General features: G+C 32.4%; 12 protein-coding genes and 1 pseudogene. 12 read left to right on the top strand and 1 reads right to left on the bottom strand.

The window, feature by feature from the left end:
- The first annotated feature begins 67 nt into the window (after nucleotides 1-67).
- The 8 genes and pseudogenes from GX308_00060 (at nucleotide 68) to GX308_00095 (ending at nucleotide 8,571) form a co-directional block, all read left to right on the top strand.
- Nucleotides 68-232 (top strand): hypothetical protein, encoded by a 165-nt coding sequence (locus tag GX308_00060; protein ID NLK20491.1) that lies wholly within the window; start codon nucleotides 68-70, stop codon nucleotides 230-232.
- Nucleotides 210-569 (top strand): hypothetical protein, encoded by a 360-nt coding sequence (locus tag GX308_00065; GenBank protein NLK20492.1) that lies wholly within the window; start codon nucleotides 210-212, stop codon nucleotides 567-569. The genes GX308_00060 and GX308_00065 overlap by 23 nt, the downstream gene beginning before the upstream one ends.
- Nucleotides 570-614: 45 nt before the next feature.
- The gene (locus GX308_00070; GenBank protein NLK20493.1) at nucleotides 615-1,376 is read left to right on the top strand and encodes an SDR family NAD(P)-dependent oxidoreductase; all 762 of its coding nucleotides are present in this window, start codon (nucleotides 615-617) and stop codon (nucleotides 1,374-1,376) included.
- 167 nt (nucleotides 1,377-1,543) lie between these two features.
- Entirely contained in the window at nucleotides 1,544-4,471 is a 2,928-nt protein-coding gene (locus GX308_00075) for an insulinase family protein (GenBank protein ID NLK20494.1), read from the top strand.
- 115 nt (nucleotides 4,472-4,586) lie between these two features.
- Nucleotides 4,587-5,350: pseudogene (locus GX308_00080) on the top strand (glucose 1-dehydrogenase).
- Between the two features lie 23 nt (nucleotides 5,351-5,373).
- Nucleotides 5,374-5,937: a hypothetical protein gene (locus GX308_00085; GenBank protein ID NLK20495.1), complete on the top strand. Its 564-nt coding sequence runs from the start codon at nucleotides 5,374-5,376 to the stop codon at nucleotides 5,935-5,937.
- A gap of 109 nt (nucleotides 5,938-6,046) precedes the next feature.
- Nucleotides 6,047-7,522 (top strand): copper amine oxidase N-terminal domain-containing protein, encoded by a 1,476-nt coding sequence (locus GX308_00090; GenBank protein ID NLK20496.1) that lies wholly within the window; start codon nucleotides 6,047-6,049, stop codon nucleotides 7,520-7,522.
- Nucleotides 7,523-7,581: 59 nt separating this feature from the next.
- Nucleotides 7,582-8,571 carry an RluA family pseudouridine synthase gene (locus GX308_00095; protein NLK20497.1) on the top strand — a complete coding sequence of 330 codons (990 nt, stop codon included), beginning with the start codon at nucleotides 7,582-7,584 and terminating at the stop codon, nucleotides 8,569-8,571.
- Here the strand turns inward: GX308_00095 and GX308_00100 are convergent.
- Nucleotides 8,552-9,730, bottom strand: coding sequence for a hypothetical protein (locus GX308_00100; GenBank protein NLK20498.1), 1,179 nt, complete (start codon nucleotides 9,728-9,730; stop codon nucleotides 8,552-8,554). The genes GX308_00095 and GX308_00100 overlap by 20 nt on opposite strands.
- A gap of 164 nt (nucleotides 9,731-9,894) precedes the next feature.
- Here GX308_00100 and GX308_00105 point away from each other — a divergent pair, with 164 nt between their 5' ends.
- The 4 genes from GX308_00105 (at nucleotide 9,895) to GX308_00120 (ending at nucleotide 13,834) form a co-directional block, all read left to right on the top strand.
- Nucleotides 9,895-10,455, top strand: a complete 561-nt coding sequence (locus GX308_00105; GenBank protein NLK20499.1) for a Holliday junction resolvase RecU — start codon at nucleotides 9,895-9,897, stop codon at nucleotides 10,453-10,455.
- Between the two features lie 35 nt (nucleotides 10,456-10,490).
- Complete coding sequence (locus tag GX308_00110; protein ID NLK20500.1) at nucleotides 10,491-11,780, top strand: hypothetical protein; 1,290 nt, start codon at nucleotides 10,491-10,493, stop codon at nucleotides 11,778-11,780.
- 138 nt (nucleotides 11,781-11,918) lie between these two features.
- On the top strand, nucleotides 11,919-13,196 hold the full coding sequence (gene hisZ, locus GX308_00115; GenBank protein NLK20501.1) for an ATP phosphoribosyltransferase regulatory subunit: 1,278 nt from the start codon (nucleotides 11,919-11,921) through the stop codon (nucleotides 13,194-13,196).
- Nucleotides 13,193-13,834, top strand: coding sequence for an ATP phosphoribosyltransferase (locus tag GX308_00120; protein NLK20502.1), 642 nt, complete (start codon nucleotides 13,193-13,195; stop codon nucleotides 13,832-13,834). The genes hisZ and GX308_00120 overlap by 4 nt, the downstream gene beginning before the upstream one ends.
- Nucleotides 13,835-13,842: the final 8 nt, after the last annotated feature.

The following is a 13,842-nucleotide window of genomic DNA, read 5'->3' on the forward strand; positions in this document are numbered from 1 at the left end:
CTTCATATTTATATATTAGAATATAGTATGAGAGAATTTATCCTGATGAACAAGGAAGTGAGTGAATATGGAGTGTCCTGTATGTCATAACAAACATTTAGGGACCGTGGGAAGGATTAGATATTACTGCCCTAAATGTAATATAGAAATTGTGATTAGGGATAATATATTAGAAGTATATGAAATAAAAGAGGATGGGGAATTGGTACTTGTTAAACAACAGGCATCATAGTTTAGGAGATGATAATAATATGGAAATGATGACTAATCTTTTATGGATTATCACGTTATGGCTGGTGATTTCTAGAACCTTGCGAGCGGTTAGAATTATTCAATACCAAAGGAAACTCCAAGAAGAGGCACTTGCAGATAAACAGTTGAATAAAAGGCCATTAGATGAGAGCGAAAAAGATGGTATTCAAATAGAGATGGTAGAAGATTTAATTTGCGGGAAATTTGTCGAAAGAAACCAGGCATACCAGCTTTCAAAAGAAAACAAAACTCATTTTTTTTGCAGTTGGAATTGTAGAGAAAAATATATTAAAGAACATTTAGAGCAGCCCGAATAAACAGGGCTGTTTTTTGTTAATAATAATTAAAAAAGGAGGATATAAATGAAGAAAATTGCCATTGTTACAGGGGCTTCCTCTGGCTTAGGAGTGGATTTTGTAAGGCAGATAGATAGAAAATATAACTTAGATGAAATTTGGATGATAGCCCGAAGAAAAAAAAGAATGATAAAAATTGCAAAGGAGCTTAGGAAGGCCAAAGGGGTGATTATAGAGGCTGATTTAAGCAATATGGAAGAAATAAATGAGCTATCTAAAAGATTACAAAAAGAAAAGGTAAGAGTTTTTCTCCTTGTAAATAGTGCAGGACTTGGGAAGATCGGTACTTTTGCCGAACTATCTTTAGAAGAACAACTTGATATGATTGATTTGAACATAAAGGCATTAACAGCAACAACCTATAAGGTTATTCCTTACTTAGCAAGGGGGGCTAAAATTATTCAAGTTGCATCATCGGCAGGATTTTTACCCCAGCCTGGTTTTAATATTTATGCCGCTACTAAAGCCTTTGTATTGCACTTTAGTAAAGCATTAAATATCGAACTAGGGAGTAAGGGTATCCATGTTTTGGCTGTATGTCCTGGGCCTGTTAAAACGGAATTTTTTAATATTGCCTCGGCTAATAAAAAACCCTTAGGTTGGAAGACAAAGTTTATGGCTAAATCAAAGAAAGTAGTATCTAAGGCCCTAAAAGATGCAAATAAAAATAAAATGGTTTCCGTCTACGGATGTTCCATGAAAGCCTTTAAGGTAATTTCTAAGATAATTCCCCATTCATTAATTCTTAAATTGTTTAAATGGGACTAGGACTTTAGATTTTATAATCTATACAATTATATTTTTGTCTTAGGATTAACTTATGAGTATATTTTTTATATTGGAGAATACTTAAATATGAGAACTAACTATTGTTGAAAACGATGGAATATATTAAAATATAGTTAATATATTCTAACAAAAGATGGAAAGGAAGAATGAGTATGGAAGTAAATTCTATAATCCATGGTTTTAAATTAATCGAAGAAAAAGAGATAAAAGAAATAAACTCTATTGCCCGTATTTTACTCCATGAGAAAAGTGGTGCTAGGCTTTTAAGCCTACAAAATGATGACGAAAACAAAGTTTTTTCAATTACCTTTAGAACCCCCCCAACTGATAGTACGGGGCTGCCACATATTCTAGAACACTGTGTACTTTGTGGCTCAAGAAAATTTCCAACTAAAGACCCCTTTGTGGAATTGGCTAAAGGCTCCTTAAATACATATCTTAATGCCATGACCTTTTCTGATAAGACTATGTATCCTATTGCTAGCACTAATGAAAAAGACTTTATCAATTTAATGGATGTATATCTTGATGCAGTATTTTATCCTAATATATATAAGCATCCAGAAATATTAATGCAAGAGGGGTGGCATTATGATTTAGAAAACGAAGAGGATGAATTGACTTATAAGGGAGTAGTCTATAATGAAATGAAAGGGGCTTTTTCATCTCCTGAATCCATTTTATTTAGAAAAATTCAAGAGACCCTTCTACCTAACACTCCTTATGGAGTAGAGTCAGGGGGAGATCCTGAATATATTCCGGATTTAACCTATGAAGATTTTATAGCCTTCCATAAGAAATATTACCATCCTTCTAATAGCTACATACATCTTTATGGCAATGGGGATTTAAAAGAGCAGCTTAAGTTTATAGACAGTAAATACTTAAGTGCTTTCGATAGGCAGAATATAGACTCTTCGATACCTTTAGAAAGTTCTTTTGAAAAAATAGAGGAAATAGATATTTACTATCCTATATCCAAAGAGGAAAAGGAGCAGGGTAAAACATATCTAAGCCTAAACTATGTTATCGATAAATCTACGAATCCTGAGACCTATTTGGCTTTCCAGATTTTAGAGTATCTACTGCTAGAAACCCCAGCGGCTCCACTTAAGAAGGCATTATTAGATGCACAAATTGGAAAGGATGTCTTTGGTAGCTTTGATACCAGTATATTGCAGTCCACCTTTAGCATTATAGTTAAAAATGGAGATAGAGATAAGAAAGAATTGTTTCAGAAGGTGGTTTATGATACCTTAAAACAACTGGCAAAGGAGGGAATCGATAAAAAATTAATAGAAGCAGCTGTTAACTCAAAAGAATTCAGTTTGAGGGAGGCAGACTCTAGGGGGTATCCTAAGGGAATAATATATGCAATAAAAAGTTTAAGTACTTGGCTTTACGATAAACACCCCTTGGCAAATCTAGAATATGAGTCTATTCTAGAAAAGATAAAAGAAAGTTTTAATTCCCCTTATTTCGAGGATCTAATAGAAAAATATATACTCAATAATACCCATGGAACCATGCTTATACTAAATCCTAAGAAAGATTTGTCAGAGGAAAAGGCATACAAAGTTAAACAAAAATTATCCGATTACAAGTCTAAACTATCGAAAGATGAAATAAAAGAATTAGTTAGCCAGACAAAAAAATTAAGGGAAAGACAGATTAGCCCTGATAACCCTGAAGATATAGAAAAAATTCCTATGCTTTCCCTAGAAGACATAAATAAGGAATCAGAAAAATTACCTCAGGTGGAAAGAGATGAAGAAGGGATAAGGGTATTATTTCACCCCTTATTCACCAATAAGATTACGTATCTAAACCTTTATTTTGATTTGAAAACTATTGAACAGGATTTAATTCCCTATGCGGGAATGCTTGTTGGCATACTAGGCAAAATAAGCACAGAAAAATATAATTATGCAGATTTATCTAATGAAATAAATATCCATACGGGAGGGATAAGTTTATATGCCGATACTTTTGGCATCAACGGAAGTCCAACAGATTATGAAAGCAAATTTATTCTTAAGACAAAATCTTTAACTAAGAAACTTCCGCAATTGCTTGAACTGATTACACAAATTATTACTTCTACAACTTTTGACGACGAAAAAAGGATTCTAGAAATTATTAGAGAAATGAAATCCCGTATGGAGATGACTCTTTATAATCAGGGACACATGGTTGCCTATAATCGTCTTGCAGCATATTATTCAGAAAAAGGTGCATATGCAGAGTTGCTTAAAGGTTTTTCTTTTTATCAATTTGTGGTAGATATTGAAGAACAGTTTGAAGCTAAAAAAGATGAGGTCATAACCAATTTAAAAAGAGCGGCAGATCAAATTTTTAATTTGAATAATTTAATGGTAGGACTTACATCTTATGAAGAAGAATATGATGAGTTTAAGAAGAATTTCCCTATATTAACCGGCAGGTTAAACAAAAAAGAAGTTGAAAAGCAAAACTACTCCTTTAAATTAAGCTCTAAAAATGAAGGATTGATGACCCAAAGCGATGTTCAATATGTAGCTAAGGGATACAATTTCCTAGAATTAGGTTATTCTTATTCTGGAAGTCTTCAAGTATTAAAAACCATAATAGGATTAGATTATCTTTGGAATAAGGTGCGGGTTCAAGGGGGAGCATACGGGGCATTTATTAATTTCTCACGGACTGGTAATATGTTTTTTGCCTCTTACAGGGATCCAAATTTGAAAAAAACTTTAGATGCATATGATGCAACGGCAAAATATATGGATAGATTTGATGGTACTAAAAGGGATATGACAAAGTACATCATCGGTACTATAAGTAAACTCGACTATCCCTTAAGCCCATCCATGAAAGGTGAAAAGGCAGTATCATGCTATATCAGCAAAATAACCTGGGAAGATGTCCAAAAGGAAAGAAATGAAATACTAAATACCAAAAAAGAGGACATAAAATCTTATAAAGAAATGATGGAAAAATTAGCAGAACAAGATTATATATGCGTAATGGGAAGCAGAGATGTAATACAAGAAAACCAGGATTTATTTGAAGAAGTAATAGAGGTATTTAAGTAATTTGGGTAAGAAAAGGATGGATTTCACATAAGCATCCTTTTCTTTTTGTAATTATTTTGATACACTAAAGTATGATAATCATGGAGTTTGTATTATATGGGTCGGAGGTAAGCGGATGATATACAAAAACAAGGTTGTTATAGTTACCGGAGGTGGGCAAGGCATAGGTGCATGCATAGCTAGGACCTATGCAGCAGAGGGGGCATATGTAATCATTGCCGAATGGGATAAAGAAGCAGGACAAGAGAATGAAAAGTTCATCATGAATGAGGGACACCAGTGTGTATTTATTCAGACAGATGTGAGCAATGAAGAGGAAATAAAGAACTTAATGGAGTCTGTTGCAAATAGATTTGGATTCATTGATATTTTGATAAACAATGCATCCATCCAATCACAGGGTACTATCTTTTCGAGGAGTATCGAGGAATGGAATAAGGTTTTGGCGGTAAATTTGACAGGACCTTATATGCTATCAAAGTATGGAGCAGAAATCATGAATAAAGAAGGGGGAAATATAATTAATATTGCCTCAACTAGGGCCTTGATGTCTGAACCTAATACTGAACCTTATTCTGCATCTAAGGGGGGGTGCTGGCCCTAACTCATTCCTTAGCAGCTAGCCTAGGCCCTAAAATTAGGGTTAATGCCATAAGCCCTGGCTGGATTGATGTATCTCAATGGAAGAAGAAAAAGGAAAGGAAATTTATCCATATATCGTATGTGGACCACGAACAGCATTTAGTTGGTCGAATAGGGAAACCCGAGGATATTGCCAAGACCTGCTTATTTCTAACTTCTGAAGATGCATCTTTTATAACAGGTTCTAATATTATTATTGACGGTGGAATGACAGTAAAAATGATATATGAAGAATAGAGAAATGATTTGAGGTAGATAGGATGGCAAGGGTTATACAGGAAGCTAATTATATAAGAAAAAGAAAAAAGAAATATTTAATAGGTTCTTTGATAAGCACAGGGATAATGATATTTATTTTTATTATAGGAATAATCATTACTAAGACTAGAAACAATGTATTTACTGTACTGGCTGCTTTACTTACATTGGTTGTAGCTCAGTATGGTGTACAAATAATTTCTATTATTAAATATAAAGATGGGGATAGTAAAGTTGCAAAAACTCTTTCAGAACTTCCGAATAACTATGTTGTTTGGAATAGTGCCCTTTTAGGAGACAATATAGGTATGACCTTTTTAGAACATATTATTATTACGGATAAAGAGATAGTTTGTATTTTAGATTCTATGGATAAGAATTATCAGGCAAATGTAAAAAGCATGGAGCGTATAGCACAAAACAAAGGAATAACGCAATCTATTGTTTTTATTCAAAAGGGTGGAAAAGGTTTTAATGAGTTCTTGGAGAAATCACAAAGCCATGAAATTAATGATTTAAAAAAACAGGAGGAGTTCATTGAATTACTAAAAAGTGCATCTATATGAAAAAGGTCAAAACAAGATTATATATAAATTGTAAAGTAATGGGTTGATGAAATACAAAAGGGTGTTATAATATTAATAGAAAATTACTAAAATCTAAGGGGGAATAGTGGTGCTTAAAAAAAGTATTGCATTATTTTTTACAATGATTATGATGATATCTTTTACAGTAGGCTGTAGTAGCGTGGAATGGGGGGTTTATAATTTATCAAAGGAAATGGGTAGTTTGGAAAAGTACCAAGTTACCGGTGAAATAGGGGTTACATTGGATAATTTTGATTCACAAGATACATATTTTAATACTGAGTTTGTATCTCCAATACAGGAAGTGCTTAATCAATACAGTCTAGTTTTTGATTCAAAGATAGACACCAAGGCATCAAAAATGATGATTACTTATTATATTAAAGATAAAAACAATGGAAGCAAAGAAGTAGTGACAAGCTTGCTAAGCGATGGGAATGTTATTTATATCAAAGCAAATGATTTATTTGAATTCATTAAGAATAAATTGGGTGAGGATTTAACCCAGATTTATGGTGATGTGCAGTACATAAGTATAAATAAAGAAGAAATGAAAGAACTTCTTATGGAGACCTATAATGAAGAACTAGCAGATTTGATTTATGATGTATGCTTTAACTTAGGAAGTTATACAGAACAAAATAGAGCATGGCAAAATGTCTTTGAGGGAGCTATGAAAGAAGTATATGATAAATATGATATGGGGATTATAAAAAAAGGAAAAGATAAATATACCATATCCCTTACTCCAGAAATTATCATAAAAACTTTTACATCCTTAGCTAATTATTCAATAGATAATATTGACAATTTAGGCTCATATATGAAAAAGTCTATAGGCAGCCTCGATGATTCACAAAAGCAGCTATTAAAAATATACGATATTGATTTAAGTAATTTTGAAAATGATATAGATAAAGTGGTTAAAGAGGTTAGAGAAAACAAAGAATTTTTTAAGGGTGCAATGGACGAAATCATCGTAAGTGTTGATAACAATGAGATAATTGATTCCATAAAAGGCACTAAAATGGATTACTCCTTAGAAAAAACAAAGGAAGGTATCTATAAGATTAATTATAATGCTATATTAAACATAAACGATGAACTAAGTAAGAAAAATATCCTAAAAACAACAATAACCATGGATCAAACCATCAAACCTATAAACGATATAATCATTAATATTTCTAAAGAAAATGTCATCGCAATACGAGAATTTTATGAGGCGGCACAGTCCATTGAACAATATATAGATGAAACCAATATCTTAAGCATTGATCTAGATAACGGATATTATGTAGTAGGTTTTGACGAAGGAGTAGTTAATGTGAAAGTTATAGAGGGTTCATCATATCTTCCTCTAAAAGAAGTAGGGGGCTTGTTAAACGAAAACATTAGCTGGGATAATGATAAGAAACAACCCTTTGTAGCGATGAATGGTACTAATGTTTATTTTAATTCCTTAATAATTAATGGAACCTCTTATATACCTTTAAGAGAACTGGAGAGACTTGGATATACAGTCGATTGGGAAGCCAAGTCTAATATCGTAACCATAAAATAATAATTTATAACAAAATCGCCTTAAAGGGCGATTTTGTTATAAAAAATAAAGGAGAAGTTATGAAGGAAGTAGATATTACAAAGCAGGATGCAAATCAAAGACTGGATAAGTTTTTAATGAAATATATGAATCAAAGTACAAAAGGATTTATATATAAAATGTTTAGAAAGAAAAGAATAAAATACAATGGCAAGAAAGCAGAAGGAAATGAAAGACTTGAAGTTGGAGATAGTATACAGCTTTATTTATCAGAGGAGACAATAAACAACTTTCAAGAAATTAAAGAAATCAAGCACACTAAACAAACATTTTCTGTTCTTTATGAGGACGGAAATATACTCATATGCAATAAGCCCCTAGGTCTTTTAGTACATCCTAATAAGAGCAAAGATACCAATACCTTAATAGATGAAATACTTTCGTATTTGGTTAGAAAAGGGGAATACAATCCTAATACTGCTAAGGGATTTACTCCTGCAATTTGCAATCGATTAGATAGAAACACCGGTGGAATTGTTATTGTTGGCAAAACTTTGGGAGCACTTCAAGCCATAAACCAAATGATTAAAGAAAGTAAAATAAAGAAGTATTATTTAACCATAGTAAAAGGAAACATAAAGAGCAAGGGAATTTTAAAAGGATATCATAAGAAAAATAATGCTACTAATGAAGTAGAAATAATAGATAAATATGAGAAAGGAAGCAAATACGTTGAAACCCATTATATTCCCATTAAAAACAATCTAAAATTCAGCCTTATTGAGGTGGAAATTATTACGGGAAGATCTCATCAAATTCGTGCTCATCTTTCTAAGATTAATCACCCAATAATAGGGGATAATAAATACGGTGATATAAAAATGAATCTATATTTTAGGAATAAATACAATTTAAAATATCAATTTCTCCATGCATACAAAATCAAATTTGAGGATTCCATCGAACCCCTTAAATATCTTAAGGGATATTCTTTTAAAGCTGAACTCCCTCAAATTTATAAGGATATTTGTAATGATGAAGGGTTATCTATTAAGCAGGATAATTTTTGATAAAGAAATAATCCTCTATTTCTTTGGGAGTTTTTCCGGATAATTTTAAACAGTTTTCACACTCCTCTTTATTATCTTCCAAAAGATAGTAGTGAGCGGCTTGCTCATAGTATTTTATTTCTTTTAGAATTTCTGCGGTTTTTACAGGTCTTAATTGTTTGGCAAAATAAACTACCCTCTCCAATTGGTTTTCATTTTTAAAATATTCAATAGCATCTTTAATCTCATGGGTAATATCATATATCCATGAGATTTTTTCGTAGTTTTTCTTTTCTTTATAAAAGTTGAGTAAGAAATTATATTTATTAGTATTTTGAACAAGTTGTATTGCCTTATCTTCGTAACCGTTTTTAAGATAAAGATGTATGGCCTCTTCTAATTTTTCCTGCTGAATTAGTATGCGAACTGCATTATCAAGGTCCTGGTTTTTCATATATAAGGTAAAAGCTCTAGATAAATCAAAAGCTTCAAAATAAAAAGGAGCCTTTTCCAAATCATTATTATCCAAAGCATTTTTTGCTAAATTTTCATAAAGCATAAGGGAGGTTTTTTCATCCTTGATTTCCTTAGAAATATCTAAGGCTTTCTCTAAATTGTTTATTCTTACATATAGCTTTATAGCTTCCTCATAATTTTTATTTTTGTATAATTCTTCGCCGATTTTTAGTAGCTTATTGTAAAGATTACTTTTTATATTCTTGGATTGGACTTGCTCCATACAGTCTAGAGCCCGAATATATTGACCGACATTTATGTAACAGTTCGCTGCTTTGTCCCAGGCTTCTGCTTGTTTGTACGCATTAGCTGCTTTGACAAGATCGTAATGATAATACATATGGGCAGCTTTAATTAGGGCCCCTTCCTTTTCACACAGGGGGGCTCCCAGTTCATATAATTCGTATATTTCGGCGGTTTGCATAGCCTCATATAACTGATTGTTTTTTACTTGATAGATAAACAATGACTTATAATCATGAGCAAGGCGGCTAAGCTCTATAATTTTGGGATAGTTGTTTAGTGCGATATATTTTTTTATCGCAAGTTTATATTTTTTTTGGTTTTCTAGGTAAATGGCTTGCTCTTCTATGGGCATAGATAAATATCTTATTAGTTCTATAAAAAAGCAGCGAATCCGATTAATCCAATTTATGTTATTCATTACATATTCCTCCTCGTGTCATTAAAGTATAATATATTCTGAGCAAAAACTCAATGAAAATATTGAGTTTTTATGATAGTATATAGGGTGAGAATAAGTATAGGATAGTATTTAGAGTTGGTTTTCAAATGAGAATTCTATAATAGGATGGGGTGGGGTTTATTATGGGGTATTGGAACACAAGAGGATTAAGAGGGAGTACTTTAGAAGAACTCATCAATTATACAAATGAAACTTATAAAAATAAGGGACTAGCCGTTATCCAGAAGGTTCCTACACCGATTAAGCCTATTAAGATTGATAAGAGCAGTAGAACAATTACCCTGGCATATTTTGAACAAAAAAGTACAGTGGATTATATCGGGGTGGTTCAAGGCATTCCAATATGTTTTGATGCTAAAGAAACGACAAGAAAAAGTTTGCCCATACAAAACATTCATCCTCACCAAATATCTTTTATGGGAAATTTTGAAAGCCAAGGAGGGGTATCTTTTCTTTTGGTCCATTTTGTTGAATATAATAATTATTTTATGCTTCCTTTTTCTATTTTAAAAGGGCATTGGGATAAGGCGAGGGTTGGGGGGCGAAAGTCTATTCCTTATGATGCCTTTCCAAAAGAATTCGAGGTTTTTAGCCGTCAAGGGGCATATATCCATTACCTAGAAGCTTTAAATACCTACTTATTATCTAAAGATAATAAAACTAATATGAATAAAACCCAATAATATGGTAAAGATAGCATATGAAGGAAGGGATTCGTGTGAGAAAAATCAAACTTCATATGCTTTTACTCCTATTTTTGATTGTTGTGGGATGCAGTGCATCTCCTGATACCGATAAAAATGATGTCATAGATAGTGGAAAGGAAGTATCCTTATCACTAGAGGTACCTTTTTCAAAAACTAATTACAAATTATTCATGGCTAGACATAGGGAGCTTAAATTGTATGAGCCTAGGAATGGATGTTATACAGGAGCGTATATTTTATCGAATCCTGATGTTAATTTCGATATTGCCTCTTTTGAAAATATAACTCAGACAAATCATGGAATATATTTAAGAAACATGAAACTTGGGTCGGTATTTCCTATCGAATGGGTTTTAGAGTGTACATCTCAGATGAAAACACCCTTTGTTATATTGCAGCCTCCTAGTAAGGATTTTCCATACCAAGAATATTTATTAGAAGATACAGCAAAAGGATTTGGAGAATATTTTATCCCCATATTTGTACAATTTTATCCTAATCCGCAGCAGTATAAGAATCCAGAAGAATATAAGGAATTTTTTAAAAAGGCAAGAAATATATTCGAACAATATGCCCCTAATGTAGCATTTGTATGGAGTGTTAATGCCAAAAACAATAAAGACAGCTTACTATATTATCCTGGAGATGAAGTGGTTGATTGGGTAGGTATAGATGCATACGATTTAATATACGATGGGGATATAAAAAATAAAAAGAACATTTTCGAAGATATCGATTTTATATATTTTTTATTTCAAGGAAAGAAGCCAATTATGATTTCCCAACTTGGCATATCCCATTATACAAAGAAAGATCATGGATATTACATTGATGAAGCTGCAGGTAAAATAAAAACATTTTATAAATCTATCAAAAATAATTATCCCATGGTTAAAGCTATAAATTATATGGATTTTAATAATATTGAGACGGCTCCCGATGGAGTAGGATATGATAATTTTAAAATTACTGATCAAAACATACTTATAGAAGCCTATAAAGAGGCCCTTAAGGATGCTTATTTTACTGACACTGTGGATATACAAAGCTTTGGCATGGATGAAAAAGCTTGGTTTGTCAGTTATTATCCGCTCTACAAAAGGAATGAGGACTTTTATATTTGTTATGAAGTCATAAAATACGAATTGGATGATGAAAATATAATAATCAACGAAAAAAATAAAATTGTTATAGGTGAAACCATATATTATTCTTTAAAAGATATAGTAGCAGATAATGGATTTAAAATTACAACTGATTTAGAAAATAAAATAATAAAGCTAAGCAAGGAAGGCGTATAGGAACCATTACCTACGTCTTCCTTTAAATTATCTAAAAGATAAAATTGACAAAACCTCATTTTGCCTATATAATAAAAATAATTCATCAATTTATAACTTTACAACAGTAAAGGGATATGATAGTAAAGGGGGATTATTATGAAGGATTACAAACTCCACACCCCAGAAGGGGTAAGGGATTTGCTTCCGGAAGAATGTGCAAAAAAGATTGAAATAGAAAGAAGAATTGAATCCGTTTTTCATAGGTATGGATTTTATAATATGCAGTCTCCTATGTTTGAATACTATGATGTATTTTCAGATGAAAATGATAGTATTCAGCAAAAACATATGTATAAGTTTTTTGATAGGGAAGGAATGATTCTTGCACTTAGGCCAGATATGACACCACCTATTGCTAGAATAGCGGCAACTACCTTAAAAGAAGAGGAAAAACCCATACGGCTTTGTTATTTAGGAAATGCTTTTCGTTATAATGAAAGTTATCAGGGTAAAACAAGGGAATTTTCCCAAGCGGGTGTAGAACTTTTAGGAATTAACTCTGACGAAGCCGATGCAGAGTTAATAGCTTTAGCTATTAATAGTTTAAGCACTTCCGGGCTTAAGGAATTTCAAATCGATTTAGGTCAAGTAGAATTTTTTAAAGGCATAATTCAAGAAGCAGGATTAAACGAAGAAGAGGCTGAACAATTAAGACAATTAATTGAAAGTAAAGATTTTATTGGAGTAGAAGAATTAATAGAACAGTTTGAGTTGGATTCTAATCTAAAAAGATTATTTTTAGATTTACCTAAATTATGTGGTTCAATTGATGTTATCGAAAAGACAAAGGATTTAACAGATAACCCTAGGGCAAAAAAGGCATTGGAAAAACTAGAAAATGTCTATTCAATTTTATGCGACTATGGGGTAGAAAAATATGTTTCCTTTGATCTTGGAATGGTAAATCGAATTAATTATTATACGGGGATTATATTTAGAGGATATACTTATGGAACAGGTTTTTCTATTTTAGATGGAGGGCGGTATGATGGATTAGTGGGGGAGTTTGGTAAGGATTGCCCTGCAGTGGGGTTTGGAATTATGATAGATCAGCTTATTAATGCAATAAACAGACAAAAGATAGAAATTCCCGTCTGGAAAGTAGATACCTTACTAGTTTATACCCCTAAGGGAAGAAAACAAGCTTTAATGACAAGTGATAATCTAAGAAGCCAGGGGATGTATATCGAAAACAGTTTAATAAATGGGGATATAGAAAAAAACAAAAAGTATGCTCTGTCTAAAAACATAGGTGGTATTTTATATTTCATGGATGAAGAAAATGTAGAACTTATGAATTTGATTACGAATGAAACAGTGAAGACTACCGTAGAGGAATTGCTCAAAAGAGCTGATGAGGGGGAAAGTCGGTGAGATATTTAACATTTGCCTTAGCAAAAGGACGATTAGCAGTCAAAACTATGGAATTATTTGAGATGATAGGATTCAAATGCGATGAAATGAAAGAAAAATCCAGGAAGCTAGTTTTTACCAATGAAGAATTGAAACTAAAATTTTTTCTTGCTAAGGCTTCAGATGTACCCACATATGTAGAGTATGGGGCTGCAGATATTGGGGTAGTAGGGAAGGATACGCTATTAGAAGAAAAACGAAACCTATATGAAGTCCTCAACTTGGGTTTTGGGAAATGTCGGATGGCAGTGGCAGGTCCCCGAGAAATGAAAAATAAATTAGATAAAGGTCAAGACCTTAGGGTGGCTACCAAATATCCTAATATAGCAAGCGATTATTTTTACCATAAAAAGCAGCAAACTGTAGAAATCATAAAGCTTAATGGTTCTGTAGAATTGGCTCCCATTGTGGGACTGTCAGAAGTTATAGTAGATATAGTAGAGACAGGGGGCACCCTAAAGGAGAATGGCTTAGTGGTACTCGAAGAAATTTGTCCGATATCTGCAAGAATGGTTGTGAATCGTGTAAGTATGAAAATGGAATATAATAGGATTACAGATTTAATTGAGAAGGTTAAAAAAATCTTGGCGGATGAATAGAGGTGGAA

It is taken from the genome of Candidatus Epulonipiscium sp. (assembly GCA_012519205.1).
Classification (GTDB): domain Bacteria; phylum Bacillota; class Clostridia; order Lachnospirales; family Defluviitaleaceae; genus JAAYQR01.